The organism is Paraglaciecola aestuariivivens, assembly GCF_052983255.1.
The window spans coordinates 499,721-525,218 of sequence record NZ_JBRKBA010000001.1 but is presented as its reverse complement, the minus strand read 5'-3'; the positions used below and the strand labels follow the sequence as shown (position 1 = coordinate 525,218).

General features: G+C 39.5%; 33 protein-coding genes and 1 pseudogene. 24 read left to right on the top strand and 10 right to left on the bottom strand.

All coding sequences use genetic code 11. From position 1 onward, the window contains the following. The first annotated feature begins 182 nt into the window (after nucleotides 1-182). The 4 genes from ACVCDT_RS02480 (at nucleotide 183) to ACVCDT_RS02465 (ending at nucleotide 1,509) form a co-directional block, all read left to right on the top strand. Nucleotides 183-461: a type II toxin-antitoxin system RelE/ParE family toxin gene (locus ACVCDT_RS02480; protein ID WP_447131159.1), complete on the top strand. Its 279-nt coding sequence runs from the start codon at nucleotides 183-185 to the stop codon at nucleotides 459-461. Next, nucleotides 461-754, top strand: coding sequence for a HigA family addiction module antitoxin (locus ACVCDT_RS02475; RefSeq protein WP_447131158.1), 294 nt, complete (start codon nucleotides 461-463; stop codon nucleotides 752-754). Before ACVCDT_RS02480 ends, ACVCDT_RS02475 begins: the two co-directional genes overlap by 1 nt. 183 nt (nucleotides 755-937) lie before the next feature. Beyond that, nucleotides 938-1,219: a type II toxin-antitoxin system Phd/YefM family antitoxin gene (locus tag ACVCDT_RS02470; protein WP_447131157.1), complete on the top strand. Its 282-nt coding sequence runs from the start codon at nucleotides 938-940 to the stop codon at nucleotides 1,217-1,219. Continuing rightward, on the top strand, nucleotides 1,216-1,509 hold the full coding sequence (locus ACVCDT_RS02465; RefSeq protein ID WP_447131156.1) for a type II toxin-antitoxin system RelE/ParE family toxin: 294 nt from the start codon (nucleotides 1,216-1,218) through the stop codon (nucleotides 1,507-1,509). Before ACVCDT_RS02470 ends, ACVCDT_RS02465 begins: the two co-directional genes overlap by 4 nt. Nucleotides 1,510-1,575: 66 nt before the next feature. On the opposite strand, the gene ACVCDT_RS02460 is transcribed toward ACVCDT_RS02465, so the two are convergent. Together ACVCDT_RS02460 and ACVCDT_RS02455 are read right to left on the bottom strand one after the other, a co-directional pair. Beyond that, nucleotides 1,576-1,866 carry a type II toxin-antitoxin system RelE/ParE family toxin gene (locus ACVCDT_RS02460; protein ID WP_447131155.1) on the bottom strand — a complete coding sequence of 97 codons (291 nt, stop codon included), beginning with the start codon at nucleotides 1,864-1,866 and terminating at the stop codon, nucleotides 1,576-1,578. Between the two features lie 2 nt (nucleotides 1,867-1,868). Then, a complete protein-coding gene (locus tag ACVCDT_RS02455; RefSeq protein WP_447131154.1) occupies nucleotides 1,869-2,147 on the bottom strand; it encodes a damage-inducible protein J in 279 nt (92 codons plus the stop codon). 165 nt (nucleotides 2,148-2,312) lie between these two features. Between ACVCDT_RS02455 and ACVCDT_RS02450 the strand changes: the two genes are divergently transcribed. From ACVCDT_RS02450 to ACVCDT_RS02370, 17 genes and pseudogenes are all read left to right on the top strand, one after another. Further along, on the top strand, nucleotides 2,313-2,567 hold the full coding sequence (locus ACVCDT_RS02450) for a type II toxin-antitoxin system Phd/YefM family antitoxin (RefSeq protein WP_447131153.1): 255 nt from the start codon (nucleotides 2,313-2,315) through the stop codon (nucleotides 2,565-2,567). Next, entirely contained in the window at nucleotides 2,560-2,820 is a 261-nt protein-coding gene (locus ACVCDT_RS02445) for a Txe/YoeB family addiction module toxin (RefSeq protein WP_447131152.1), read from the top strand. The genes ACVCDT_RS02450 and ACVCDT_RS02445 overlap by 8 nt, the downstream gene beginning before the upstream one ends. 131 nt (nucleotides 2,821-2,951) lie before the next feature. Next, nucleotides 2,952-3,395: an energy transducer TonB gene (locus tag ACVCDT_RS02440; RefSeq protein ID WP_447131151.1), complete on the top strand. Its 444-nt coding sequence runs from the start codon at nucleotides 2,952-2,954 to the stop codon at nucleotides 3,393-3,395. A 183-nt stretch (nucleotides 3,396-3,578) separates the two neighbouring features. Continuing rightward, the gene (locus ACVCDT_RS02435) at nucleotides 3,579-4,235 is read left to right on the top strand and encodes a DUF2987 domain-containing protein (protein WP_447131150.1); all 657 of its coding nucleotides are present in this window, start codon (nucleotides 3,579-3,581) and stop codon (nucleotides 4,233-4,235) included. A 129-nt stretch (nucleotides 4,236-4,364) separates the two neighbouring features. Beyond that, entirely contained in the window at nucleotides 4,365-4,748 is a 384-nt protein-coding gene (locus ACVCDT_RS02430) for a hypothetical protein (RefSeq protein ID WP_447131149.1), read from the top strand. 113 nt (nucleotides 4,749-4,861) lie between these two features. Beyond that, the gene (locus tag ACVCDT_RS02425) at nucleotides 4,862-5,359 is read left to right on the top strand and encodes a hypothetical protein (protein WP_447131148.1); all 498 of its coding nucleotides are present in this window, start codon (nucleotides 4,862-4,864) and stop codon (nucleotides 5,357-5,359) included. Between the two features lie 500 nt (nucleotides 5,360-5,859). Further along, the gene (locus ACVCDT_RS02420) at nucleotides 5,860-6,288 is read left to right on the top strand and encodes an MAPEG family protein (RefSeq protein WP_447131147.1); all 429 of its coding nucleotides are present in this window, start codon (nucleotides 5,860-5,862) and stop codon (nucleotides 6,286-6,288) included. Nucleotides 6,289-6,503: 215 nt separating this feature from the next. Then, nucleotides 6,504-6,791, top strand: coding sequence for a hypothetical protein (locus tag ACVCDT_RS02415; RefSeq protein ID WP_447131146.1), 288 nt, complete (start codon nucleotides 6,504-6,506; stop codon nucleotides 6,789-6,791). 100 nt (nucleotides 6,792-6,891) lie between these two features. Continuing rightward, nucleotides 6,892-7,325: pseudogene (locus ACVCDT_RS02410) on the top strand (acetyltransferase). Between the two features lie 31 nt (nucleotides 7,326-7,356). Further along, nucleotides 7,357-7,566, top strand: a complete 210-nt coding sequence (locus tag ACVCDT_RS02405) for a hypothetical protein (RefSeq protein WP_447131145.1) — start codon at nucleotides 7,357-7,359, stop codon at nucleotides 7,564-7,566. Nucleotides 7,567-7,651: 85 nt separating this feature from the next. Further along, nucleotides 7,652-7,966: a hypothetical protein gene (locus ACVCDT_RS02400; protein ID WP_447131144.1), complete on the top strand. Its 315-nt coding sequence runs from the start codon at nucleotides 7,652-7,654 to the stop codon at nucleotides 7,964-7,966. A gap of 76 nt (nucleotides 7,967-8,042) precedes the next feature. Continuing rightward, entirely contained in the window at nucleotides 8,043-8,357 is a 315-nt protein-coding gene (locus tag ACVCDT_RS02395; RefSeq protein WP_447131143.1) for a hypothetical protein, read from the top strand. A 78-nt stretch (nucleotides 8,358-8,435) separates the two neighbouring features. Then, nucleotides 8,436-9,188 (top strand): hypothetical protein, encoded by a 753-nt coding sequence (locus tag ACVCDT_RS02390; RefSeq protein ID WP_447131142.1) that lies wholly within the window; start codon nucleotides 8,436-8,438, stop codon nucleotides 9,186-9,188. A gap of 53 nt (nucleotides 9,189-9,241) precedes the next feature. Next, nucleotides 9,242-9,772 (top strand): hypothetical protein, encoded by a 531-nt coding sequence (locus tag ACVCDT_RS02385; protein WP_447131141.1) that lies wholly within the window; start codon nucleotides 9,242-9,244, stop codon nucleotides 9,770-9,772. Nucleotides 9,773-9,839: 67 nt separating this feature from the next. Next, entirely contained in the window at nucleotides 9,840-10,205 is a 366-nt protein-coding gene (locus tag ACVCDT_RS02380; RefSeq protein WP_447131140.1) for a cupin domain-containing protein, read from the top strand. 44 nt (nucleotides 10,206-10,249) lie between these two features. Continuing rightward, nucleotides 10,250-10,657 carry a hypothetical protein gene (locus tag ACVCDT_RS02375; protein ID WP_447131139.1) on the top strand — a complete coding sequence of 136 codons (408 nt, stop codon included), beginning with the start codon at nucleotides 10,250-10,252 and terminating at the stop codon, nucleotides 10,655-10,657. Between the two features lie 13 nt (nucleotides 10,658-10,670). Continuing rightward, a complete protein-coding gene (locus ACVCDT_RS02370; RefSeq protein WP_447131138.1) occupies nucleotides 10,671-11,060 on the top strand; it encodes a DUF1801 domain-containing protein in 390 nt (129 codons plus the stop codon). Nucleotides 11,061-11,630: 570 nt separating this feature from the next. On the opposite strand, the gene ACVCDT_RS02365 is transcribed toward ACVCDT_RS02370, so the two are convergent. Beyond that, nucleotides 11,631-13,598: a methyl-accepting chemotaxis protein gene (locus ACVCDT_RS02365; RefSeq protein WP_447131137.1), complete on the bottom strand. Its 1,968-nt coding sequence runs from the start codon at nucleotides 13,596-13,598 to the stop codon at nucleotides 11,631-11,633. 304 nt (nucleotides 13,599-13,902) lie between these two features. Continuing rightward, a complete protein-coding gene (locus ACVCDT_RS02360) occupies nucleotides 13,903-15,297 on the bottom strand; it encodes a phage tail protein (protein ID WP_447131136.1) in 1,395 nt (464 codons plus the stop codon). 372 nt (nucleotides 15,298-15,669) lie between these two features. On the opposite strand from ACVCDT_RS02360, the gene ACVCDT_RS02355 reads away from it, so the two are divergent. Then, entirely contained in the window at nucleotides 15,670-16,062 is a 393-nt protein-coding gene (locus ACVCDT_RS02355) for a hypothetical protein (protein ID WP_447131135.1), read from the top strand. A gap of 186 nt (nucleotides 16,063-16,248) precedes the next feature. On the opposite strand, the gene hslU is transcribed toward ACVCDT_RS02355, so the two are convergent. The 4 genes from hslU to priA all read right to left on the bottom strand — a co-directional run bounded on the left by hslU (nucleotide 16,249) and on the right by priA (nucleotide 21,148). Then, the gene (hslU, locus tag ACVCDT_RS02350; protein WP_447131134.1) at nucleotides 16,249-17,580 is read right to left on the bottom strand and encodes an ATP-dependent protease ATPase subunit HslU; all 1,332 of its coding nucleotides are present in this window, start codon (nucleotides 17,578-17,580) and stop codon (nucleotides 16,249-16,251) included. Nucleotides 17,581-17,649: 69 nt separating this feature from the next. Continuing rightward, on the bottom strand, nucleotides 17,650-18,174 hold the full coding sequence (gene hslV, locus ACVCDT_RS02345) for an ATP-dependent protease subunit HslV (RefSeq protein WP_447131133.1): 525 nt from the start codon (nucleotides 18,172-18,174) through the stop codon (nucleotides 17,650-17,652). Between the two features lie 176 nt (nucleotides 18,175-18,350). Then, nucleotides 18,351-18,899: an SPOR domain-containing protein gene (locus ACVCDT_RS02340; RefSeq protein WP_447131132.1), complete on the bottom strand. Its 549-nt coding sequence runs from the start codon at nucleotides 18,897-18,899 to the stop codon at nucleotides 18,351-18,353. A gap of 68 nt (nucleotides 18,900-18,967) precedes the next feature. Further along, a complete protein-coding gene (gene priA / locus ACVCDT_RS02335) occupies nucleotides 18,968-21,148 on the bottom strand; it encodes a primosomal protein N' (protein WP_447131131.1) in 2,181 nt (726 codons plus the stop codon). A gap of 227 nt (nucleotides 21,149-21,375) precedes the next feature. Between priA and rpmE the strand changes: the two genes are divergently transcribed. Both rpmE and ACVCDT_RS02325 read left to right on the top strand, forming a co-directional pair. Continuing rightward, on the top strand, nucleotides 21,376-21,588 hold the full coding sequence (gene rpmE, locus ACVCDT_RS02330) for a 50S ribosomal protein L31 (RefSeq protein WP_447131130.1): 213 nt from the start codon (nucleotides 21,376-21,378) through the stop codon (nucleotides 21,586-21,588). 150 nt (nucleotides 21,589-21,738) lie between these two features. Beyond that, the gene (locus ACVCDT_RS02325; RefSeq protein ID WP_447131129.1) at nucleotides 21,739-23,817 is read left to right on the top strand and encodes a putative bifunctional diguanylate cyclase/phosphodiesterase; all 2,079 of its coding nucleotides are present in this window, start codon (nucleotides 21,739-21,741) and stop codon (nucleotides 23,815-23,817) included. Here the strand turns inward: ACVCDT_RS02325 and ACVCDT_RS02320 are convergent. Continuing rightward, complete coding sequence (locus ACVCDT_RS02320; RefSeq protein WP_447131128.1) at nucleotides 23,791-24,204, bottom strand: hypothetical protein; 414 nt, start codon at nucleotides 24,202-24,204, stop codon at nucleotides 23,791-23,793. The two genes, ACVCDT_RS02325 and ACVCDT_RS02320, sit on opposite strands and share 27 nt — an antisense overlap. Beyond that, nucleotides 24,204-25,403: a TonB-dependent receptor gene (locus ACVCDT_RS02315; RefSeq protein WP_447131127.1), complete on the bottom strand. Its 1,200-nt coding sequence runs from the start codon at nucleotides 25,401-25,403 to the stop codon at nucleotides 24,204-24,206. The genes ACVCDT_RS02320 and ACVCDT_RS02315 overlap by 1 nt, the downstream gene beginning before the upstream one ends. Nucleotides 25,404-25,498: the final 95 nt, after the last annotated feature.

Here is a 25,498-nt window from a genome sequence, read left to right as displayed (position 1 = left end):
TTGTGTACGGTAATGCAGTACATTATAGTGTTAAAAATATAACAAGGCAATTAAATATCGGACACGTAAAAGTTGGCTCGGTTCCGCTTCGCTTCACATTTTAGCCAACTATTACTTAGCCGTTTATTGCGGCGTTATATTCCTTCTAGACACCCGTTGCGCAACACGCTACACTTTCGGCTATGATTAAATCATTTAAACATAAAGGACTGAGAAAGTTCTTTGAGTCAGGCAGTAAAGCTGGCATTCAAGCCAAGCATGAGCGTCGACTTAGAATGCAACTCGCCGCTATTGATACTGCGACTGTTTTAGACGACATCGACTTACCTGGGTTTAAGTTACATGCCTTAAAAGGTAAACGAGATGGAATTTGGTCTATTACTGTAAATGGTAATTGGCGAGTCACATTCGAATTTAAAGATGGCAATGCTTTTATTTTAAATTATGAGGATTATCACTAATGAATATGCATAATCCACCGCATCCGGGTGAATTTATTTCCGATGTTTATATGGAACCATTTGGCTATAGTTGTCGATTTGTTGCAAAACAATTAGATGTTTCTCCTTCAACTTTAAGCCGTATCTTAAAAGCTAAAAGTGCTGTTACTCCGGAAATGGCTTTACGACTATCGAAAGCACTAGGCCGTAGCCCTGAAAGTTGGTTATCGATGCAAGATAATTATGATCTTTGGCAAGCAAAGCATAATGTAAACTTAGCTAGAGTTCATCAAATTGACTTTGCAATCGCGTAAAGGAATATAACAAGCACCTCAACTACGACAATGATTAGTTGTCATAGTTTTGGCAAACAACGCAAAAGCCACGCCAACACATTGCGTGTTAGGCGGGCGTTATAACTCAAAAACCAAGCGTTGTGCTGCAAGCAGCTTTTAACTATACTTTGTACCATACAGAGTACAACTAAAGGTATAGTTATGAGTAGGCTTCATTTTGATCAGGATATACAACCACTGTCGGACTTTAGAGCTGGTGCAGCTGCTTTTATACGTCAAGTTAATGAGACTAGACGACCTATTGTTATAACCCAAAGAGGGAAAGGTGTCGCTGTTGTTTTAGGTGTTGCTGAGTATGAATCAATGCAAGAAAAGATTGAATTACTTGAAGAAGTACAAAAAGCGGAAGCCCAACTTTCTGCGGGGTTAGGTGTTTCTAACTCAGATGCTAGAGAACGAATTTTGCAGAGCATCGATCGTTGAAGGTAATTTGGTCTCCTTTAGCATTAGAAAAACTAGAAGCCGCGGCAAAGTATATTGCACTTGATAAACCTTCAGCGGCTTTTAAATGGGTTAATGACATTTTTGATCATGCAGACTTATTAGCTACTCAACCTGAATTAGGTCGAGTGGTGCCAGAATTGTTAGGCTCAAACTATCGAGAAGTGGTTTTTGGTAATTATCGCATTATCTACAAAATTGAAAGTGAGATTAAAATACTAACCTTACGAAATAGTCGCCAACTATTAACTTCAGATAATATTGAGTTATAACAAGTGCATCATGGTGGGAATTTTACTGGCTGAAAAAGCGCTCCTAAAATCCCCATATTCAAAGCGTTAATCGCCCACATCTTTTTCTGGAAACTTTTGCTTTGTATGAAGTACTCGCATTACTCTAATGTTTTTACCATCAAAATAATATGAAACTATCATTGATATGTTCGGAATTATTAATAGTCGCCCATTAACCCCTTTTCGCTCTACGCCCATCTCTGGTTGAAACAGTATGCCATCAACTTTTTCCTCTATTGTTTCATCCGTTGCCTCTGCTGCCATCGGATTAAACTTGTATAGAAATTCAAATATCTTTTCTCGGTCAATTAGAGACTGCTCTTCCCAATAAATCACTACTAATCCCGAAGCCTAATTTTTGCTTTTCTTTGCGCCATCGATACCTTCGCTTCTTCATGACCTACAAACGTAGAGTTTCCTGCATCCATCTTTTCAAACGCTTGATTAACCTGCTCGGTTAACCAAGAGTCGTGCGATGATTTCAGGCGTTGCTGCTCGGCTAATTGCTCCGTCAACTCTCTACATGCAACACTTATCGTACGGCCCTGACTTTCAGCCATTTGTTGAGCAAGTTTCTTAACTTCTTCATCGACTCTAAATTGAATTCGTGTATCCATAAAACACCACGTGTTTACATTTGTACACACAGATTAGCCAAGGGCAACTAGCAAGTCAATAATGCGTTAGCTGCCTTTCAAGTTTAAGAGTTGTCCCTAATGTCGTACATGTATTGTTAATTGGTTAAACTTGTCTTATTAACTGTACAACTAATGAGGTGAGCTATGCGTATAGTATCTTTTACTGAAGCCCGCAATGGACTGAAATCTGTCTTGGATAACGTTGTAAATGATGTTGATTATACCGTTATAACTCGAAGAGATGCAGAGGATGCAGTTGTAATGTCAATGGAGCATTACAATAGCTTAATGGAAACAGTTCATTTATTAAAATCCCCAGCTAATGCTGCGCATTTATCTAAATCAATAGAAAATTATAATTTGGGTAAAGTTCAGCATCGAGAGCTTACTGATGACTAGGCAGCTTGCTTGGACAGATGAAGCTTGGAATGATTATTTCTATTGGCAAGGGCAAGATAAAAAGACCTTGAAGCGTATTAATAGATTAATTAGTGAAACTCAGTGTTCTCCATTTGAGGGTATCGGTAAGCCAGAGCCATTAAAAGAAACTTTATCTGGCTTTTGGTCTAGGCGGATAGATGAAACTAACCGTTTAGTGTATGCGGTATCTGATTCATATTTAACGGTAATATCCTGTCGTTATCACTACTAGTGTATGCGGCAGCTAACATGTCATTGAAGAATACTCGTAACGGCTGCCGGGACTTTCTCAGTTAAATAAACGGTAGCCTTAACTCGCTTCTTAATGCAGCGTTTTGTGAATAATTCTAACAAGGAGTGTATATGAAAATTTTAACGTTAATCCCAATTGTCCTTACTATTACCTCGGCAACTGTTGCAGGTAAAACTAATACTATTTACGCTGACGTGCAGGTAACCAATTTAGCCCCCACTAATGACTTTATTTGGGAACGTGCAAATAAAAACACTCCCAAATACCCTGTAGAACTTGCCCGTTCGGGAACAATAGGTTGTGCTATCTTATCTTTCAACATCTCTGACTCAGGAAAAACTGAAAATATTGAGGTTATCAACTCATTACCGAAAAAGGACCTTGGTAAACATTCGCATAAAATGCTAAAAAAATGGAAGTGGGTGCCTGCCTCAACCAATTCAGACCCTGTCCCAGAAAAGAGAACCTTGAGGTTTGATTTTTGTATAGGCGGAGAATCAATAGAACAAGCACAAAATGCCTGCAAAAAACAAACAAAATTAACATGTGGCTAATTCACAAAACAAGCCGTTTAACGGAACACGCCAGCAATCAACGCTGGCACGGACTCGCAAACTACGCACGCCCATAAACGGGGCGTTTCTATACCTATCTATCCCAATTGCCCCAACCAATCGAAGTGTGGAACTTATGCTAAAAGGCGTTGCCTTTAATAAGCCTTAATATGGAGATTGATAATGAGAAAAACATTACTTTTACTTGGTTTATTTATTTTGTGTTTTTCAACAAACACTTTTTCTAAAGAGCGACGCCTAGAATACAAAGAGTTCAATCAGGTATTGGACCTTGTTACTAACAAAGTTAACTCAAAGTACTTTGTTAGTATATTTAAGGTAGAGATCAAGAACTCTAGTTTAACCTATGAAGACATTGAATTATGGCTGACTCTTGATGGTAAGAAAATCGCAGAGGGTAAACTTGATAGTGCTGGTAATATTTCGTTCCCTATTTTAAACCAGGAGAAAGCAGAAAATGTAATGTTGAATATAAATCAATCAGAAGATGACGCTGGAATATCCCTCTATACCGATGTTGTTCCAATAAAAGAACCAAAAGTTAGCTATAGAGAGTTGTTCTCAGTTCTGAAAGATTTAAATCATTTCATAAGTATTATGGCAGGAAATATGTCTTGGTTTGTTCCAAGCTTGGATGAGATCGAATTTAGCTTTTCTGAACCTGCAACTATTTCCTTTGTTACTGGAGTGGGTCAAGATCAATTGTTTCAATCGGATGATGACAATAGAATAGAAATACCTTTAAAAGATGAGTGGTTGGAGTTTAACCCTCAATTAGTTTTTAGCCAGATTCCAAAAAGTTACACGCCAAAATTATAGTGTGCGAAACATAACAAGTCGTTAAAGCAGGACACATAACAATTGGCTTTTGCTCCTGCGTCACTTATTTTAGCCAACATTCATTTCGTCACTTAAAATGGCGTTAGGAATAATTGAAAGGGTTAACTGATGGTCGATAATATAATAAAAGGATTAAATGCCACTCTAGAATTGCTTAAAGAATTGCTTTCTATTCGCAAGGATCGTCGTAATGAAACGATGGAAGCTGTCAAATTGATTTTAGAGGCTGCAACAGAAACCAGAGCTTATCTTAAGATTATCGAACAGAATCCTGAGAGAAAATCTAATGAAATGGATATGCATATTTGTGGCCTATGGATGAATGCTGGAAGTAAGATTTATTATATTGACCAAAATTTAGGTGATCGATGCATGATTAAAGCAGATTGCTGGTCAGACGAAAGATTGTGGAAGTCGGAGCAGTATAAAGACACACCACTAAAATTGGATAGCATTATCTCAAGTTCAAAGGAAGTATTGAGAAATTCCTAACATACGCCTTAACTACTACAATAATTAGTTGTCATAGATTTGGCAATCAACTCAAAAAGCCACGCCAAAACATTGAGTGTTAGGCGAGCGCTAGGCATTAATAGGAATTTTCGATGAATTGGGAAGCAATAAGCACAATATCTCAAATAGTTGGTGTAATTGTGGTAATCATTACTCTCCTCTACCTTGCTGCACAGGTTCGTCAAGGTAACATTTTTGCAAAACTCCAAGTACGGCAAAGGATGATCGAGCAGCAAGATCAAGAACTTTATATGCAACTTTCGGATCCTGCTATTACCTATGCAAGTGTCAGAGAAGGGCCTCTTACAGCAGATGAGCAAGCTAAATTAGGTCTCTTTCTTATCGCTTTTTTACGTCAGAGAGAATGGGAATGGTTTCAATTTCAAGAAGGCGTTTTAGATGAAAGAGCTTATAAAGCGTATCACGGTGTGATTGCAATCCATCTTGGAACAGAACGAGCCAGAAAATGGTGGGTTGTAATTGGTAGGCAGGCATTTGATCCTGGTTTCGTTAAAACTGTTGATTCATTGCTTGCTAATTCAGAGTTAAATTCTTACCTCTATGATATGAGGACATGGGACGATGCCTAACAAAAACAAAATGTGGAATTTTACTCAGTATAAAAAATAGAATGTGGAGATTTAGAATGTTGGGTCGAATATTTATTTTTATCATTGGAATATTGGGTTTAATCGAAGGGATTCGGACAGGCGATTATTTTTGGGCTTTTTGTGGTTTAGTCACCTTACTCTCTGGTATTCATCTTGTTTACAAGTTAAAAACAGGGAAAAACATTTGGGATAAACCCAACGCATAACAACTTTATTAAACTTTGTTACAGCCAAATAGCGGCCTTCACTAAACACGCTAAAAAACATACGCCATTTGTCCCTCTTTGCTCAGTCAAATACCCATCTAATTCTCTACATATATCACACCTTGTGATTGCATCTGTGCACAAAGATTGTTCAAGGGCAACTACCAAGTCAATTAATGGTGATTTGAATAGGTTTGGTGATTTTTATTGCATAAAGCCTAAAAAAATTGCCAAACTATCGTACACATTATTCAAGCGAGACTAAGGAGATTCATGTCGAAATTATTAATTCAACCAGTTGTTGTAATGATGTTGTTGACCATGTGTGTGTGGTGCTACATGTATTATTTGCGAATTGGTTATTCAATTAAAAATAAAATTCATTCGCAAAAGCTAGCAACCCCAGAAAAGTGTAATTTGTTATTACCAGAGGCAGTTAATCAGCCATCTAATAATTTAAAAAATTTATTTGAAATGCCTGTCATTTTTTATGTGGTTTCTATTTTATTTGTAATATCAGATAAAGTAGATATGCCTACTGTTTATCTAGCTTGGGCTTACGTTATGCTGCGTTTTGTTCATAGCTTAATACATTGTGTTTTAAATCATGTTTTGGGGCGCTTTGTTAGTTATTTTATGTCGAGTATTGTGCTGTGGGTTATGGTGTGTAAGTTCGCATATCAAGTTTTAACCCTAACCTAACAAGCAGCCCTAAATATAAAAGTAACTGCTTGCTATGCATACGACAAATTAAGCAAATTGTAATCTGCCAATTCGAATAGCGTTAACCATAAAAAAGGAGTATTCCATGTACAAGTTATCTATATTATTGGTTTTGTCTGTAGTTTGCATTTCAGCTTTAGCTGAACCAAACCCCAATACTCAACCTGATAATTCAATTTTGCTGACGGTTTTTTTTGAAGCACAACCAAAGTAATAATTTTCAAGAATTTCAGACGATTTTAGAAGAACAAAAATTTTTTGAAACTTTCCCTCCTAAAGGCGTGAAAGTTGTAAGTTGGTACGTAATGATGGGAATTGGGCAAGTGGTTACTTTGGAAGTTCCGGCTAATAAGTTGCGTGAAGTTAATCTAGCTGTAGAAAAAACAGCATGGAAAGCATTTACTGTTGAGTTTTATCCAACCTATAACCTTTACCCCGTATTTAAAGATAAACTCAAAAATAAAGCTAAAGTGGCTTATTAATACCTAATTAAATCATTAAGGTTTTCCAGTAAAGCTGGCTATCGGTGTGCTAGATGCCCCTCAAACTAAATGAATTTAAAATTAGAGTATTGGACTGAATGTGAAAATCAGCAAAGCTTCAAAAAATGACTATTCGGTATTAATAGAAATATGGGAACGTTCTGTTAGGGCTACCCATAACTTTCTGCCCGAAGAAAATATTAACGAGCTCAAACCTTTGATTTTAGAACACTACTTTGACGCTGTGGATTTAAGCGTTGCGAAAAAGCCAAACAATAGTATTGTTGGATTTATTGGTGTTTCTGGCGGCAACATTGAAATGCTTTTTATTGAGCCAGAATTGCGTGGCCTAGGTATTGGAAAGTTGCTTATTCAGCATGCGGTGGCTAATCAATCTGCTGTTAAAGTTGATGTTAATGAACAAAACCCAAGTGCAATTGGCTTTTATGAAAAATGCGGATTTAAGCCCGTAGGACGGTCGCCTTTAGATGGACAGGGAATCCCTTTCCTTTAATTCATATGGCGTTAGATTAATCGCCTACTCATAATATTAAGGAGAATATAAATGAATAATGCCATTAAGGTTTTAATTTGGTTTGTGGTGTTGTCACTAACCTTTGGTTTTGTATTGGGGCTAATAGGTGGGCTTTCTGGCAACACTATTATCGAAAACAAGGATGCGGCTTTATTGTCAATTTTATTGGCTGCTATTGTGTCTGTAGTAGGTGTGTATAAACAATGGTTGCCATTTTCCAAATACAGTTCTACAGAGTAATTCATCTAACTTTTTACTAATTTGGCTGCTAACCAGCTTTGCTTTTGCCTATTAGCAAAGGGTTAGGCCCTTATCAGGTTTTTACATGAACGAATTGCAAATTGTGTTTATTGCTACTGTGTTTACCGGCGCTTTGCCGTTGCTTATTTTTGGCCTGATTATTTCAGTTAAAAACAAACTGCATTGGATAAACGGCGTAGACCACTCAAAACTCAAAGATCCCAATGGCTTTTGCCAGTTTATAGGTAACAGCATCAGCATTACCGGTTTGCTTATTTTGCTGTGCGCTATTTTTCTTTATTTGCAAATTATTGGCTACCTAGTTTTTGTGGGGTTGTTGGTTTTTATTAGTTTTTTGCCATTGCCATGTTTTTATATTGCTAAAAGTAAATTTAGCTAGGCTGTTTTGACAGCGCCTGTAGGTAAAAATAATAAAGAGCTAACAAGCTTATAAAAAACAATCAAGGAGAGAAGCTATGTCGTGGAAATGTCAAAACTGTCAAACAACCATTGACGATGATGCGTTTGAGATATGTTGGCATTGCAATTGTGTAAAAGGCGCATCAGAGCCAGAGCCATCGCCTAAAAATTCAGTGCATGAGTGTATTCGATGTCAATCTGCCCTCACTTTTATTGGTACTAAAAACTTTCACGAAGGAACACGTTGGGGCGTGTTAGGCGAACTAGGTGAGTTTTTTGTGAATAAACAAGACTTAAACATGTACGCCTGCAAGTCTTGTGGAAAAGTAGAGTTTTTTATTGCAGGGTTTAATAACAGCCAATCTGATTGATAGCTGGTTTAAGCATGCAAATTGGCAATTAAAGGCTAGACTCTTAGCGACTTTAATTTCGCGTTCTGTTGGTTGAACGTGAATAAATTGGACTTTAAAGCAATGTTATTACGCCGTCTTACCCAGCACGTTAAAGCGCAAAATTGGTTTGCGGTTGGTATTGATTTTGTCATAGTTGTGATTGGAGTTTACATAGGTATTCAGGTTTCAAATTGGAACGATGCTTTACGTGTGCAATCACTCGAAACCTCTTACCTTGCGCGTGTTGCTGATGAATTGCGCTCGAATATTAAAACCTTTGACACTGAAGCTAATTTTTCTAAAGAAACGCGTGCTTTGCTTAGCCAATTCATTGCTTCGATAGATAGTCAGTCTGCAACAGATATTGAGCTGGTTGGCCACACGAGAGATTACCTATCGGGTGGGGTGTTTTTTGCAAAGTTTAGACCTAGCCAATCGACTTTCGACGAGCTTAAATCAACGGGTAATCTCGACATAATTCAAAATAAAAAGCTTAGAGAGGCTTTAGTTGAATTGCATGCCTATTACGAACATGGCACTCAGGTTATTACGTCAAACATCGAATGGATATTGCAGGCTGAAGACGTATTGTATATGAACTTTGACGCACTAAGGTTTGACTCGCGTACTTCTGAGCTTTTTTCTCAGCGTTCAACTGCAGAATTGGCACAACAAGTTCGCGACAATAAAGATTTATTGATCCGCCATGCTGCACTGCATTATTGGATAAAAGACCGGGGTTTAGAGATCTTAGAAGGCGCAATAGAGCGTTCTGAAGCAGTTTTAAATTTAATTGAACACCCACAATAAGTTCGACAAAAACATAGCCTAAATGCAAAGAGTTAAAAAAGGGAGAATATGCAATGAAATATATAGCTTGGGCCATCGCATTGTCAGTGATCATTTTAACTCTGTGGTTTGTGTTAATTACCCCGCCTTGTAATGGAAATTATGATGTTAGCCTAGGAGGAGATAAGTACTTTTTGTTTTCTTGTAAAAATGCTGATATCACTAATTTTGAGCCAGACACAAAAGCGCAATTGGCTGAAGCCGAATTAGATCAGCCATTAGCCAATACCACTAATAATGAGTTAACGCCTTGTACCGGTGATATTCAAATCGTATTTACAAACTTTATAGGTGAGGTAAATAAGTGGATATCTATTCAGGGTGAACTAAGGCTGCATATACTGGCATTAAGTCTAACCGAAGCAGACCTGTCGGTTCGAACCAATACAGGAGATGTGATCAAAACATTTACCATGCGAGCGGGTAGAACAGAGATCATTAAATACCAAAATGCGGAATATCGGCTGCTTTTAAATCACATTGAAGATCCTATGTTTAACGACATAAGAGTGAATGTCACTCTGCACAAAATTACCTGTACTTAGTCAACTCAGCCTTTAGATAGAGTATGTCTTAGAGCAAGTATTTATTGCCATAAGGTGCAAATATAAAATGACACATAGCCCCATTAACCTTAAACAAAAGTTGTCTAAATTTAGCGACCACTGGTCACCTAAAGTTGTGGCTGAAATGAACAACTATCAATTTAAACTAGTTAAAGTGGCAGGTGAGTTTGTTTGGCACAACCACCCAGATACAGACGAAGTTTTTATTGTGCTTGAGGGTAACTTAACTATTGAGTTTCGTGACGGACTAGTGAGTTTAACTAGTGGTGAAATGTTTGTGGTGCCAAAAGGAGTAGAACATAAACCTGTGGCTGAAAAAGAATGCCAAATCATGATTATAGAGCCCAAAGGGGTAGTGAACACTGGCGACACCCATAGTCAGCTACTTGCTCAAGATGATGTTTGGGTGTAAGTCTTGGCTGTTAATTTAACCTTTGGCTGCTTAGGAATAAACCTATGAACTATAAGCTGTATTGCAGCTGTAAACAGATAGAAGTCGCGGCTTTTTTCCCTACAGATATTGAAAACTACCAGGCTCGAGCCTGCGATTGTAGTTTTTGCTTGCCGCTTAAACTGGCTTACTTATCTGATGCAAATGGCAGCTTTTCTTTTGGCCCCAAAGCCAAGATGGAGCAACTCAAGCAAGGCTCAAACCAAGCAATTTTTTGGCAGTGTAAAGGTTGCAAAGACATAATAGGGGTAACCTATCAAAATGCTCATGAGGTAAGAGGGGCTTTGTCTCAGCAACTTTTTTTAAGCCAACACAACTTGCTTCCCGCAGTAGAAGTAAGCCCTAAAACCTTATCGCCCACAGAAAAAACGCAGCGTTGGTCGGCAGTATGGTCAAAGGTTTTGAACACTTAAGGATAAATAACATATGCACAGTGACTCAAAAGCCTATAACCAAAAGCAAGCCGAGCTTGAGCGCAAAATTTGTGATTTACTTGCTCAAACCATAGAAACCCATTTGCCAGAGGCAGAAAGTAAATTTTGGCATGCCCACCCAGTGTGGTTTATTGCCGGCAACCCCATTGTGGGTTATGGAAAACTTAAAAACTGTGTGCGAATACTGTTTTGGAGCGGCCAGTCTTTTTTAACGCCAGGGTTAGAAAAAACCGGACGTTTTAAAGCGGCAGAGCTTAGGTATACCTCAATTGAACAGGTCAACATTGAGCAACTAGGCCAGTGGTTAGCCGAGTCACGTAATATTCAGTGGGATTACAAAAACATAGTAAAGCGTAAGGGCCAGTTAGAACGCTTGAGCTGAATAAGTCTTAACTCGAACAACAGAATTTAATCAAATCTGACAATCGCAAATGTGCAGTGAGGTCAACCGTCATTCCCAGCTCGATTGGGAATCTCGGCTAGGTGTTTTTAGGGGCATCTCCTGATTGTTTAAATAATGGTTCTAGCTAGCAGATAGCTGACGGTGAGGATATCTAAGATATTACATCTCGCCGATGGCGCAGATATTGAAGATATTACACGTCATTCCCTCGGAGGAGGGAACCCACTAATAATTACCGTACAGGCAATTTAAGTTCTGTAAATCAGTATGATAGGTGTGAGCTTTAATCCATTTTAACTCTGGAAATAACATACATTTTTGACTTCACAGATGTTGCAGGAGATTCCTTCCTCCGAAGGAATGACGGGGGATAAACGGGAGGGGGCAACGACCGCTTTCTTAGTGAACTTATCATACGCCTTAGCCAAGGCGTTTGACCTCTTCTCATTTTTAGCTGCCTACCAGATGAACCCCAAACCTATTAATCGAAACTGTAAGCTCATATGTGAGCCGCTTAAGCTAATTTAAACTGTGTCCTATCCCAAGCTTTTAGCTAATATTTTTATCTACTTTAAAGCGGCCGACTAAGTCATTCAGTTCGGCTGATAAAATCAATAAATCATCTGAGCCTGCTGCTAATGAATCAGAAGAGGAGGCAATGCCTTTTGCCGAATCGTTAATACCCGAAATATTACTATTTAGCTCATCGGCAGAGCTATTTTGTTGATCGGCTGCAGCGGCTATATGGGCTACTTTGGCTTTAATTTGTTCTATCGACATGCGTATTTGGTCAAAAGACAAATGGGCGCGTTCGGTTTGTTCAAGAGTTTGTTTAGAGCGCTCAGCACAGGCATGCATTTTTTGTGATACCTGACGGTTTTGTTGAATCAGGTTATTAAGCACACTATCGATTTCTTCGGTAGACTCGCGAGATCTTTGCGCTAAGCTTCTTACTTCATCTGCAACCACGGCAAATCCACGGCCTTGTTCACCCGCTCTGGCTGCTTCTATTGCGGCATTTAATGCCAACAAATTAGTTTGTTCGGCAATCGCTCTTATCACATCAAGAATTTTGGTGATATTTTCACTTTCTTGTTCGAGCAAATGCATGTCTTTTGCCGACTCGGTCAAACTTTGGCTAAGCTCGGTTACTTCGTTTACCGTGGTGCTAATGATTTGATTACCCTGTTCAGTGTGGTCATCTGTTACTAACACAGAGTCTAAAGTAGATTGGCAATCTTCAGTCACATCTTTAGAGGTAAGTGTTAATTTGCCGGTTATGTCACTGGCTTTGGTTATGGAAACTTCTTGTTTATGACTGGCAGATTTAATTTCACCAATAAGTTGACTAGAGTACGAAGCCGATTCGTTTAAGGTGATGGCCCGGGTTTTAATATCTACCACTAAGTGTTCAATCGAATCTAAAAACTGATTAAACCATTGAGCCAATTGGCTTATTTCGTCTTTGCCTGTTACGTCTAAACGGCGAGTTAAGTCGCCTTTGCCTTTGGCTATGTCTCTTAATCCATCGGCCACTTTACTGATGGGCAACACTATACGATTAGCTAATAAAATACTTACCGCCACAAATATTGCCATCATTAATAAGGCAATAATAATAATAGTGACGGCCATGTTGTATACAGGGGCCAATATTTCGCTTTTATCAATAATGCCTACAAAACGCCAGCCTAACTCTTTTGAGGTGTAGGTGGTAACCACAATTTCTCGGCCTTGATGGTTGGTATGAAAGTTAGTGTCTTGCTGGTGTTTGGCTAATTCTGCAAATAAAGGTGATGCAAGTTGATTAACTTTTTTAAAGTTATTTTTGCTGTTTTTGGCATCGGCCAAAATTGTATTGGTTTCGTCTATGAGCATTAAATACCCAGTTTTACCTAAACGAATGCCAGATAAAATGTTAGTGAGTGTGGTTAAGGTCACGTCCATTGACTGTACGCCAATAAGTTGGTCTGCATGGTTTTTTATCACAGATACTGCCGACACCATAGGGCCGCCTGTTACCCCTTGATAAGCACTGGTTATCATTGGGCTATTGGGATTGTTTTTAGCAAGTTTGTACCATGGGCGTTCGCGAGGATCATAGCCGCCTAATGGTTCGGCTGGGTATTGAATAAAGCCGCCATTTTCGGTGCCCATATACACATACAGCAGCTCTTCGTGAGCTTTACCAAACTCAGTGTATAAATCGAATATTGCCCCTTCAGCTGGCGAATCATTATGTGGGTCGATCATTTTTTCGGGGCCAAGGTAATTTTGCGTGTTGGCTGGCATTTGTTTGACTAATTTATTGTTCGACAAAAACAAAGCGTTGTTTTTTACTTGTTTGAAAAACAATTGAAAGCCGTTATCTATTTGGCGAATTTCTTGTTGGGTTTTATAGATAAAATTTTCGGTTGAGCGCGAATGTGTCTGAGTGACACTAATAATAGAAATGACCAAAACCGGCAAAATCACGGTTAAAGCGAAGGCAATGATAAGTTTGGCGCGCATATTCATAGGTATTCTCTACTTAAATTGCTGAAACTAAGGGAATTATTAATGCACCTTAATTTTAATTACAATCTACTTAGCGGCAAATTTAAACAAAAATCAAATTTATCTTAGTTTTTAACTTAAAGGGTGAAGTAATTTTTATTCTTAATGGTTGGGCTTTAGTACAGAATTAAATTGTTTTTGTCTCAATAAGCGGGCCTAAATTTATGGTAATCCTAGTTGCTATCACTCATATAAAAATGCCGCTTAATATAAGCGGCATGCTTTAAACCAAAGTTAAATCACCTATTGGACGCTTAAAATATATTTAGTTAGCCCGTCTACTTAGCAGCACTAGTCCAGCTGTTGCTATAAGCATTAACCAAAGTGCGTTAGGTGCAGAAACGGGGTTTGCTGTTACTACTTGAACCTGATGAGAATGTGCCGGTAAATTGTTCACATTTAACTGAATCAATTCGGTTCCAGTTTTTTGCCCTACAGAGTAAGAAGTTAGTCCAGTACCTGAGCCAGCTCCAATTGCAGTACGACCTCTTAGGTCAGGTAAAGCAAAAGTGTATCGCCCATCGCCACCAAAGTTTGTACCTAAAAGGCTAAATAAAGCGTGATTGCCCGAAATATTTAATAACTGACCATGTGCTTGCATAAATCCATGAGGTGCATAATTGCCAGCAAATAAACTTATTTCACCCAAGAATGAACTATATGAAGAACCGGGTGTAGCAGGGTAATTCCCTTCTACAGCAATTAAATAATTAAGCGTCACTTCTTGTTGTAAATTATTTTCAAATACGCCACTACCTGTTGCCCCAGTCTCGCCATTCGGGGGATTTTCATGAGTGTGGCTAGGCATTTCATTTTCAGATAAGATTTCTTGGTTGTTGCCACTGGTTTGGCCAAGCTCTCGATTGGTTAAATCAGTACCAGTCCCACTGCCCACCACTATAGAATCACGAATATCTGGTAGTTCAAAGTTTGTTCGACCATCGCCACCAAAGCTATCTAGCGTAATAGAATATAAAGCTGTGTTTTGATCTATCGGCAAAGTTGTCCCGTCTGCAGGCATTTCACCACCTCTATTGTTATTGTCTGAAGCTTGCATAGAAACAAAACCAATAACGGGTTCATCTACAGTGTTGGTAGTGAAAGGACTTGTTGGGTGTGGATAACGACCTTGAGTGTGAATGCTAACATTTAACCCTAACCCTGGTTGCATATTGTTATAGGCAGCATTTTCGCCGGTTTCTGTAGTGGGGCCTGAAGCAGTTGTATGGTTGTGTGAGGGAAGATTGCTTTGGTCTAAGCTAACGGTTTCACTGCCTAATTGCTGACCAAGTTCAATTGAGTCGCTGACTCCTACAATACTTCTACCTTGCAAGTTTGGTAAAGCGAAAGTGGTTTGGCCATCACCACCATAAGTGGTACCAAGCTTCGAAAATAACTCTGCATTACTTGCAATTGATTGCTCTTGACCATCTGCAATAGCAAACCCAGCAGGGGCGTAAACACCGGCAAACCATTTTACTTCTCCAAGGTGCTCAATATCACCTGCTACGCGAATAATGGGGGTTAATGCTACCGAAGGCTGCACCGTTGAAAACCCTAAACCTTCACCAGTTAGACCAACAAGGTTGGCAAATAAAGGTGTGCTAAAACTTAGCGTGGCGGTAACAGTAATTAACTTAAAGACTGAATTAAATTTCAATTGATTTCCCCTAATAACAACAAAGTGCGCCTAAAAACCAAGACTAAATGTATAAGGCACAGCTATATATTTGGTTTGATTAGTTAATTCAAGCAAAATTCATTCCAGTGCGTTAATTTTTAACTAAATCAATAAACTACATAAAAGTACAAATCATATATTTATCAAACTGTAAAGAAAGCTGACATTTTTAAGCTTGGCGCCAGCTAAACAAAAATTCAGATATTTGTTAACCATGTTAGTTACAGGAGGGGGCGGTATTATTTTTTTCACTCACTGCAAAGCTAGCCCAATAATTGACACTTAATTGTTTAGGCGTATGGTTAGTTTTGGTTTTTTAATTGTGCTTGGCTTAACCAACAAGGAAGAATGATGAACGAAGCAGACTTAGTGACAGCTATTTTAACTATTAGGCAGCAAGTTGGCTTTTTATGGAATTTTTATGTCACCGCTTGTGTGTTTTTAATTGGCTGGGTTTTTTCGTCAAAAACAGTGTGGAACGAAACTAAACGTAAAGTCATTATTGGTTTGTTTAGTGCTTTTGTGGTGACAAATTTATCGGCCATTTATCAAGAGTACAGTTTGCTTCAAGCGGCCACAGAGCAGCTTTCTTATATTGCAAAAAACCAAGACCCATTTTTATCTAGGTTGGCAAGTGATACTGGCTTGGGACCTTTAATTGCAGCCGTTATTCATTTAAGTGCCGATGCCTTTATTGTGTATTTGATTAATTTTAGGTGTCGAGCTAATCAAGCACAGGAATAAGCCGAGTCTTAAAGTTTAATTAAGCCCTATACAATGACGAATATTTACATTTATTAGTTAAAACAGAGATATAAAAAGGGCGCCATTTAGCGCCCTTTTTTAAGTCAGTGTTTGTATTTAGCTTGGTAGATACTTAGATTGTGCCCATACAAATTGCTTTGGTATGGGCGTAACCATTTGCTGGTGTTAAAGAATAAAGCGGCTTAGGTCTTCGTCATCTACTAACATTTCTAGATGATCGTTAACGTATTTGGCATCTACAGTTAATGATTCGCCGTTTTTCTCAGAAGCGTCGTAGGATATCTCTTCCATTAGTTTTTCCATCACAGTATGTAAACGCCTTGCACCAATGTTTTCAGTGCGTTCGTTTACCTGCCATGCGGCTTGCGCTATGCGTTCTATTCCATCATCGGTAAACTTAACTGTTACCCCTTCAGTGTTTAACAAAGCTATGTATTGCTCGGTTAACGAGGCATTAGGCTCTGTTAAAATGCGTACAAAGTCGTGAGCGCTTAAGGCATTTAATTCAACGCGTATGGGCAAGCGGCCTTGTAGTTCTGGAATTAGATCTGAAGGTTTGCTCATCTGAAACGCGCCCGAGGCAATAAACAAAATATGATCGGTTTTCACCATGCCATGCTTAGTAGAAACCGTTGAGCCTTCGACTAAAGGTAATAAATCGCGTTGTACCCCTTCGCGAGACACATCACCGCCGCTGGTGGTTCCTTCACGTTTACAAATTTTATCAATTTCATCAATAAAGACTATGCCGTTTTGCTCTAACGATTCTATGGCAGTTTGTTTGAGATCTTCTTGATTCACCAACTTACTGGCTTCTTCTTCAGTCAGTAATTTCATGGCTTCTTTGACTTTTAACTTTTTCTTTTTCTTTTCTTTGCCAGATAAGTTTTGAAACATGCCCTGCAATTGGTTGGTCATTTCTTCCATACCTGGAGGTGCCATAATTTCTACCCCTACTTGTGGGGCAGCAACATCTAGCTCGATTTCTTTATCGTCTAGTTGGCCTTCACGTAATTTTTTACGGAAAACTTGTCTTGTACCTTTGTCTTGATGTTCTTCTTTTTCACCAAAGGCGTTTTCTGGCGGCGGCAACAAGGCATCTAAAATACGTTCTTCGGCGGCTTCTTCGGCGCGGAATTTAACCTTATTAGTGGCTTGTTCTTTGGTCATTTTTACTGCGATGTCGGCCAAGTCACGAATAATAGTTTCCACTTCTTTACCCACATAACCCACCTCGGTAAATTTAGTGGCCTCTACCTTAATAAAAGGTGCATTGGCAAGTTTGGCTAAACGGCGGGCAATTTCGGTTTTACCTACACCTGTTGGGCCTATCATTAAAATATTTTTGGGTGTGACTTCTTGGCGCAACTCTGGCACAAGTTGCATTCTGCGCCAGCGATTTCGTAACGCAATAGATACTGCGCGTTTGGCGTCTTGCTGGCCAATAATATGTCTATCCAATTCGTGGACAATTTCTCTTGGGGTCATTTCTGACATAGTAAAAACCTTTTAAATTGGGTCAATTAACCAAGCAATAGCAATTTGGCTTGGTGTATCTTGGGTGAACTAATAATCGATAGTTTCAATGGTTTGATTGTGGTTACTAAATACACAAATATCAGCCGCAATAGTTAAGCTTTTTTCGGCAATTTCTTTGGCCGTTAACTCTGTATTGTCTAACAGTGCCATAGCTGCTGCTTGTGCAAAGTTACCGCCAGATCCAATCGCAATTAGATCATTTTCTGGCTGCACCACGTCGCCGTTACCAGTAATAATAAATGACGCGGTTTCATCGGCTACCGCTAACAGCGCTTCAAGCTTGCGTAGCATACGGTCTGTACGCCAGTCTTTGGCTAGCTCTACTGCGGCACGAGTTAAATTGCCTTGATGGATCTCAAGTTTAGATTCAAAACGTTCAAATAAAGTGAAGGCGTCGGCGGTGCCCCCTGCAAAGCCAGCCAATACTTTGTTGTTGTATAGGCGTCTGACTTTTTTGGCATTGCCTTTCATTACCGTATTGCCAAGTGATACTTGGCCATCACCGGCTATTACCACTTGATTATTGCGGCGCACAGATACAATAGTAGTCACGAAAATTCCTTCAATCTGCTAAGACAACTAATTTAACAAATAAGCATAGTTGTCGGGGCTAGTAGTGGGTGATTATCTTCATAAAAAAGACAATCACCGCTGGATGGATAATATGTGGGGAGCATTAAGACTTTTTCAAGCAAAAGTCTTGTGTTAAACCAGTATTTTAGTTTGTGTTACAGGTTCCAATTCCAAATTTTACAACCGTTAATACGGGCGCGTTGTAGTGTGTGGCGATCTTTTTCTGCCACGCGAATACTGTCGTACGGGCCTAAAATAACCCGATACCATAGCCCACTCGAACCTTGGCTTGAACGTACTTGGGCTTCTAAGCCTTGGAAGGCTATTTTGGCTTTTAACTCTAAGGCTTGGTTTTCTGTTCTAAACGAACCGCACTGCATTAATCGCCTAACAGTGGGGGCATCTTGTTGTTTTTGCTCAATTTCTACTGTGTATTCTGGCAAGGTTTTGATGAATTCCCATTCTTCTTCTGGGATCTCTGGCAAAGGATTTTGTGGGGTCTTTTGTGTGCTTGCCTCGGATTTAACTATGGGCTCATCGGTTGCAGGGTCGCTCGCCTGACCACTAATAGACCATAAAAAATAAGCGAAGCCTGCTAGCAATGCCAAAGTTATGACAATACGCACCCAGGGTAATTTAGGTTTAGGTGGAGGAGGGGCGGTTTTTTTACTGCGGCCTCGGGCCACATAATCTTTTTGAGCCATATTGGTGTTATTGTCCGGTCAACTGCTTTTAACAAGGGCAGCTGATTTTACCTGCGTGAGAGTTTTCCTCAACTAAAATCTTGCGGATCAATATCTAACGACCAACGCACCTTAGTAGCTAAAGGTAATGCTTCGATTTGAGCAATCTGCTGTGCCAGCAAATGTTGCAAACGACTGCGCTGATTACTTTGCAAAATTAACTGCATGCGAAACTGTCCTTGGCGTTTTTCCATGAGTGCTGGGATAGGCCCAATCAGGCTGACACATTGTTGGTGGTTAAACAACTCTGCTACTTGCTGTAAAAACTCATGGGCACTTTTAGCACTGATAGATTGAGCTTTAAATAACGCCTGATGGCTAAAAGGAGGCAACGAAGCATATTGCCTTTCTAACAGAGCATATTGAGCAAAATGCCCATAGCCATTGTTAATTAGGTCTTGTAACAAGGGGTGACCTGGATCATGAGTTTGTAACCACATTTCGCCGGGTTTTTCGGCACGTCCTGCGCGTCCAGCAAGTTGGGTAATTAATTGTGCCAAATGTTCTGCGGCTCGAAAATCTGCGCTAAACAGTGCGCCATCTACATCTAAAATTAATACCAGGGTCACATTAGGAAAATGATGGCCTTTAGATAAAATTTGAGTGCCAATTAATATTTGGTGTTCGTTATTGTTAATGCTATCGAGCATTTTATTTAGCTTGTTTTTGCCTCGGGCACTGTCACTGTCGATGCGAATGCTGCTGTAGTTAGGGAAATACTCGGCTAATCCTTGTTCAAGTTGCTCAGTGCCGACTCCCATAGAGGTAAGTTCTTGCGCATGGCATTGCTGGCAAGATTTAGGAATGGCTTTGGCTGAGCTACAAAAATGGCATTGTAATTTGTACAATTGTTTGTGCAAAGTGTAGGGCTTTTCACAGCGCTTACATTGCTCTACATGCCCACACTGATGACAAACTAAAGCCGGTGCATAACCTCGTCTGTTAATAAAAAGCATGACTTGGCTACCTTGCTCTAGGTGCATTTTAATTCTATCTAACATGCCTTGGGCTAAACCAAATTTTAGGCTTTGTTGGCGAATATCAAACACATGCTGGCTTGCCACAGCAGCATTACCCGCTCGTTGCGATAATTTGAGTTGTTGATATTTGCCAGACACGGCATTGTTCACCGACTCTAGGGCAGGTGTGGCCGAGCCTAACACCAATGGAATGTTTTCTTGTTGGGCGCGTACTGCGGCAAGGTCACGTGCGTGGTAGCGCAGTCCATCTTGTTGTTTGTACGATGAATCGTGCTCTTCATCCACTATCAACAAGCCTGGTTTTAACATAGGGCTAAAAATGGCTGAACGGGTACCTATGATAATGCCTAACTGACCAGCGCGACTTTGTTGCCAAACCTGTAAGCGTTCGTGGTCGTTTAGGGCTGAATGTAACACCCCCACATCAATGCCAAAGCGTAGCTTAAAGCGGTTAACTGTTTGCGGGGTTAAACCAATTTCGGGCACCAAAATAAGCACTTGTTTGCCCTGCTTTAAAACCGTCTCTATGGCTTGTAAATACACTTCGGTTTTACCACTGCCGGTAATGCCATCTAATAAAAAACAACTGTATTGTTCGAGCTTGGCTTCAATACTACTAATGGCCAGAGCTTGTTCTACATTGGCTTGCGGTTTGTTTTGTATATTTAATTGTTGATGCCAATCTGTTTGGTTAGCTGGTGCTTTATCAAGTTGTTCAATTAAGCCTTTATTGACTAAAGCTTTAACTGTAGCTGCACCAAATTCCGAGTTAACTTGGGTTTTGCTTAAAGGTTGCTGAGCCAAGGCTTTTAGTAAGGCAAGTTGTTTAGGAGCACGCTTAAAACTAGCTAGGTCAACAGCTTCTCCTTGAGGCGAGATAACCCAATAGGCTATAGGCTTTGGCTCGGCAGATTGCCCCTTTCTTAGTGCTACAGGCAAGGCGGTTTGCACCACATCCCCTATAGGATGTTTGTAATATTGGGCTAGCCAAGCACAGAGCTTGAGTAGAACCGCGTCAAATATTGGCTGTTCATCAACTATAGATTCAACTTTTTTAAGTTTGGCCTTTTCCCAAACCGAGTGTTCGCTGACTTCCCACACTATACCTATGACTTTACGTGGACCAAAAGGTACCACTACCCTAACTCCAGGTTGAATAGCAGGGCCGTCGTATAAATAGTCGAATAGCTGGCGTTTAGGTACGGGCAGGGCAATGCGAAGTATGCTCATTAAATTGTCTGGTAGCTCCCCATGCACTTAAAGCATGAATTAAGAATAAAATGTGATTTATGGCGATAAAAGCAACAAAAGCCTTGATCGCCTAAGCCTGTTACATTAATATGCGCGCCACTTTGCGGCAAGCTCTTAGAGCCGAACCACAAAACTTTTTAATTAATTTTCGTATGGTGTTCAACTTCGGGTTGAATAGCGATGCGGCCTGACGAATAAGGTGACCCATGAAACAAGATATCCATCCTGATTATCAAGAAATGACTGCAAACTGTTCTTGCGGTAATGTTATCAAAGTACGTTCTACTTTGAAAAAAGACATCAACCTAGACGTATGTTCAGCTTGTCACCCTTTCTATACTGGTAAGCAACGTAACGTTGATACTGGTGGTCGTGTTGATAAATTCAACAAACGTTTTGCTGGTCTTAAGAAAAAGTAAAACTTTTGTTGGTCTAAACAGACTTAAAAAGGGCGCTATATTAGCGCCTTTTTTTGTGCCTAAAATAAATCTATACTCCTTGGCATTTAAGCCTAGACTGTAGACTTAAGTCCAAGTTATTACTCGATAAATATGTGTTAGGCTACAAACATGCTATTTAAAACCATCAAAAATACCATTACCTCTCTAACGGCTTTTAGTATTCTACTAGTCTGTAGTGCAGTGTTGTATTTTTCTATCCAAGAGCATGAAAATCTTTATCGAGAATCTGCCAAAAGTGATTTAGATGGTCTGTCAGAGAACATGGCCAGTGACTTAGTGCCATTTTTAGCCTCTACCCCCGATTCCTTTGAAATTTCTACCTTGTTGCTGCGCTTAGATAATTACGAAAACGTTAAATTTTCTGTGGTGTTTAACCAAAATTGGCATCCAATAGAAATCTATTACGGCAATACCTTTGCCGCAGATATGACCAAAATCACTCAAAAAATAGCCTCGTATAAAAAGTACCCGCCTGGGGTATTCATCGATCAACAAGAATTAATTGCCCTTAAACTCATTGGCGACCTACGTTTACCTTTGGGCTATTTATTAATTGTCAACGACTCTCAAGGCCCGCTTGAGCAAAGTAAAGCGAGTTTGTTACGCCAGGTATTACCCTTTGCCATTTTGGTAGTGTTATTGGTGATAGCTTTGTCGGTGTTAATTCAGCAACGTTTGTTTATGCCCTTAGATCAACTGTCTAAGTTGGCGCAAAAAATTAGGAATACCCAAGATTATTCATTACGAATTGATATTAAAGGGAAAAAAGAAGTCGCCGATCTGAGCCAGAATATTAACCTTATGATGGACACCATCAGCCAAGAAACAGAAAAAAATCGGGCTTATACCCAGCAGTTAAAAGCGCAACAAACCACTATGGAAAGGCTGGCCAATTTTGATGCGTTAACCGGCTTACCTAATCGCCAGTTTTTTATGGAAACCCTTAGGGTGGAGCTAGCTAAAGCTGAACGAAATGGCCAAAACTTAGTGTTAATGTATTTTGACCTAGATGGGTTTAAGAGTGTTAACGATTCTTTTGGGCATGAGGCAGGCGATCAACTGTTAATTAAAGTGTGTCAAAGAGCCAAAACCTTTTTACGAGAAGGTGACTTGATTTCGCGCCTAGGTGGTGATGAATTTTTGATTTTATTGCACAACGAACCTAACGAATTAATGCTTTACGAAATTGCCGAACGTTTAGTAAAAGGCCTAAGCAAGCCTTTTGAAATTAATAGCTGGGAAGTACAAGTAGGCATAAGTATTGGTATCGCCAAGGCAGATGACTCTAACTTTAATTTAAGTGAGTTTATAAGTAACGCCGACTTAGCTATGTACCGTTCAAAAATGATAGAGAACAGTACACATACTGTGTTTATTCCTGAAATGATGGAAGACAACAAACGCAAACTCAGTATTGCTAACTCTATTATCAACGCCATTAAGCAAGATGAATTTAGTTTGTTTTATCAAGCTAAGGTTTGCCCAAATGAAAAAGTAGTGAGTTACGAAGCCTTAATCAGGTGGAATAGCCAAGCTTTAGGTTTTGTGTCACCGGCAGAATTTATCCCTATTGCTGAACAAAGCGGTAAAATTCTTGATGTCACAAAATGGGTTTTACAATCAGTGTGCAGAGACTTTGCCTCTATAAGCGAGCTGCACAACAATACTATTTCTGTATCAGTTAATTTATCAGCCCATGATATTAAAAGCCCAACCCTTGTTAGTTTTATTAAGTCTTTGTTTATTGAGTATAAAATCGACCCGACTAAGGTAGAGTTTGAGGTGACAGAGTCGGCTTATCTGGAAAACTTTGAAACAGCCAACAAGTTTTTAAGTCAATTAAGAACCATGGGCTCTACTGTGGCCTTAGATGATTTTGGTACGGGTTACTCTTCTTTAAGTTATCTCACACAAATTAACTTAAACACCTTAAAGATAGACAAGCAGTTTGTAGATAATTTAAATCTATCTAAACGCAGTACCTTAATCACCAAAACCATCATTGAAATGGCTAAGCAACTCAATTTACAAATTTGTGCTGAAGGGGTTGAAACCCGTGAGCAGGCCGAGTTTTTAATTCAAAATGGTTGTCATCAACTACAAGGCTATTTGTACTCTAAACCACAAAGTTTGCCCGACTTAATTAAAGATAAAACTCGATTACTGGCTTCGAAACAAAACAGTTAACTGCTCGGGAATAGGTGTTTGCGCCGACACATAACCTACAGTGCCAGGATTGGCTTGTATGTATTCTAAGATTGATACTTCATTGGCTAATTCTAAAGGTGGTTTTTTTCTTCCCGAAAAGCGCATTTGCGCCCAATATGATTGGATCCTAGATTCGGTTAAGCCAATCACTTTAGTATTAAATAGTACCCGGGTAAGGTGTTGTGGCGGCAAAGCTACGGCAGTTAAATTATAAGTTAGGGCATCACCCATAAATAAATTACGAATTTCTTGGCGGCTTAGGTTAGTTGCTTTGTTTTCAAGGTTTGCGATAACCCATACTTCATCTGATGCCAGGGCTGGAGCCGCACCAATTATTAACATTAAACAAAACCACATGCTTTTCATCAAAACACCCACTCTAAGGCAAACTGATAGAGCGCTATGGTTTTAAAGGAAGCATTAGGTGCAACCGTTCGATTATCTGGTTGTTGTTGAGTAAAAGTTACCTCGGCTTTAAGTGCCACATTCGCGCGCCAGTCATACCTAGTGCCCAAAGTGATGCTCTCAGAGCTTTCATAGGGGAATTGGCTTAAATTTTGATAAGCATCAGCTAAAGCGTCTAATTGCGGGTCAAAGCCAGTTGGAATTTCATTAGGTGGCATGACAAATTCCCCTTCACTTTTAGCAAATGAAAGGTAGCTAGAAAATGGTGCATGGTTGTAACCTAGCGCTAGGTAAAAACTATCAATAGCAGGAATAGAAGGGGCTTGTGTGCGAGTGCGGGTAAATTCACTGCGAAAAAAATAGTGTAAATTTTCGTAATTGGCCGAAGCCTGATAAAACTTTGCCCAGCCTTTAGTATTTAACGCTGCCGCACTTTTCACATAGCCGTACTGAGTTAATATTTGGCTAAAATTGCGTAGTTCATCCACTATTATATCGGCATCGGCAGTGTGATAAGCGCTGCGAAACTCCCAATTATCGACATTTAATTTTAGAATGGCTCCATGTAGGTCTTCTACATTAGAGCCAACACTCATATTTCCCGCATAAATTTTATCGTTAAAGTTTCCCCAATAACCTTCAATATCTAATACTAAGGATTGATTCGACCATTGATAGTTGGCTAAAACACCATCAAAAGTAGAAAAGAAAATTGAGTTGTAAACCTGTTGCGGCAACGTCACCCAAGGGTAAGCAAAACCAACGTCTATGGAGTCACTGTAATTAAAAAATGGAGTGCGTTGTTTTCCAATTTTTAGTTGAAATGAGCGGTGCGCTTGATAAGTAAGATAAAGCCACTCTAGCCCAGATTTTTTTTGTTTGCCGGTATGGCCAATAAACTGGCCAGTTAAAGCGAGTTTATCCGAAAATTGATAATCTGCTTGTAAGCCAATTAAGCTTTGATTGTCGATGCTTAGTTTATCTTGATAGCCAAGATACTGAGCATTTTCATCATCTAAGTAGCCCAGCACTACTCGCGCAAAGCCTGAAAACTGCAGGTCATCATTTGCGTGGGCAAGGTTTTGAGGTGCTGAAATTAACCAAACACAACAAGTGGCTAAAAAAGCTGAAATAACAGATTTGAAAAAGATAATGATCAAGCACTTGTTAAGGTTGGACTGGAAGCTATTTTAGCCACAAGTGTAAAAAAAAGCAGCTAAAAAATAACCAGACCATAGCGGTATAAATTGAGGTG

Bases quoted from the DNA above. Each gene is read 5' to 3' on its own strand.
- ACVCDT_RS02480 (WP_447131159.1), top strand. From the start codon at position 183: ATGATTAAATCATTTAAACATAAAGGACTGAGAAAGTTCTTTGAGTCA.
- ACVCDT_RS02475 (WP_447131158.1), top strand. From the start codon at position 461: ATGAATATGCATAATCCACCGCATCCGGGTGAATTTATTTCCGATGTT.
- ACVCDT_RS02470 (WP_447131157.1), top strand. From the start codon at position 938: ATGAGTAGGCTTCATTTTGATCAGGATATACAACCACTGTCGGACTTT.
- ACVCDT_RS02455 (WP_447131154.1), bottom strand. From the start codon at position 2,147: ATGGATACACGAATTCAATTTAGAGTCGATGAAGAAGTTAAGAAACTT.
- ACVCDT_RS02450 (WP_447131153.1), top strand. From the start codon at position 2,313: ATGCGTATAGTATCTTTTACTGAAGCCCGCAATGGACTGAAATCTGTC.
- ACVCDT_RS02445 (WP_447131152.1), top strand. From the start codon at position 2,560: ATGACTAGGCAGCTTGCTTGGACAGATGAAGCTTGGAATGATTATTTC.
- ACVCDT_RS02440 (WP_447131151.1), top strand. From the start codon at position 2,952: ATGAAAATTTTAACGTTAATCCCAATTGTCCTTACTATTACCTCGGCA.
- ACVCDT_RS02435 (WP_447131150.1), top strand. From the start codon at position 3,579: ATGAGAAAAACATTACTTTTACTTGGTTTATTTATTTTGTGTTTTTCA.
- ACVCDT_RS02430 (WP_447131149.1), top strand. From the start codon at position 4,365: ATGGTCGATAATATAATAAAAGGATTAAATGCCACTCTAGAATTGCTT.
- ACVCDT_RS02425 (WP_447131148.1), top strand. From the start codon at position 4,862: ATGAATTGGGAAGCAATAAGCACAATATCTCAAATAGTTGGTGTAATT.
- ACVCDT_RS02420 (WP_447131147.1), top strand. From the start codon at position 5,860: ATGTCGAAATTATTAATTCAACCAGTTGTTGTAATGATGTTGTTGACC.
- ACVCDT_RS02405 (WP_447131145.1), top strand. From the start codon at position 7,357: ATGAATAATGCCATTAAGGTTTTAATTTGGTTTGTGGTGTTGTCACTA.
- ACVCDT_RS02400 (WP_447131144.1), top strand. From the start codon at position 7,652: ATGAACGAATTGCAAATTGTGTTTATTGCTACTGTGTTTACCGGCGCT.
- ACVCDT_RS02395 (WP_447131143.1), top strand. From the start codon at position 8,043: ATGTCGTGGAAATGTCAAAACTGTCAAACAACCATTGACGATGATGCG.
- ACVCDT_RS02385 (WP_447131141.1), top strand. From the start codon at position 9,242: ATGAAATATATAGCTTGGGCCATCGCATTGTCAGTGATCATTTTAACT.
- ACVCDT_RS02380 (WP_447131140.1), top strand. From the start codon at position 9,840: ATGACACATAGCCCCATTAACCTTAAACAAAAGTTGTCTAAATTTAGC.
- ACVCDT_RS02375 (WP_447131139.1), top strand. From the start codon at position 10,250: ATGAACTATAAGCTGTATTGCAGCTGTAAACAGATAGAAGTCGCGGCT.
- ACVCDT_RS02370 (WP_447131138.1), top strand. From the start codon at position 10,671: ATGCACAGTGACTCAAAAGCCTATAACCAAAAGCAAGCCGAGCTTGAG.
- ACVCDT_RS02365 (WP_447131137.1), bottom strand. From the start codon at position 13,598: ATGAATATGCGCGCCAAACTTATCATTGCCTTCGCTTTAACCGTGATT.
- ACVCDT_RS02355 (WP_447131135.1), top strand. From the start codon at position 15,670: ATGAACGAAGCAGACTTAGTGACAGCTATTTTAACTATTAGGCAGCAA.
- hslU (WP_447131134.1), bottom strand. From the start codon at position 17,580: ATGTCAGAAATGACCCCAAGAGAAATTGTCCACGAATTGGATAGACAT.
- ACVCDT_RS02340 (WP_447131132.1), bottom strand. From the start codon at position 18,899: ATGGCTCAAAAAGATTATGTGGCCCGAGGCCGCAGTAAAAAAACCGCC.
- priA (WP_447131131.1), bottom strand. From the start codon at position 21,148: ATGAGCATACTTCGCATTGCCCTGCCCGTACCTAAACGCCAGCTATTC.
- rpmE (WP_447131130.1), top strand. From the start codon at position 21,376: ATGAAACAAGATATCCATCCTGATTATCAAGAAATGACTGCAAACTGT.
- ACVCDT_RS02325 (WP_447131129.1), top strand. From the start codon at position 21,739: ATGCTATTTAAAACCATCAAAAATACCATTACCTCTCTAACGGCTTTT.
- ACVCDT_RS02320 (WP_447131128.1), bottom strand. From the start codon at position 24,204: ATGAAAAGCATGTGGTTTTGTTTAATGTTAATAATTGGTGCGGCTCCA.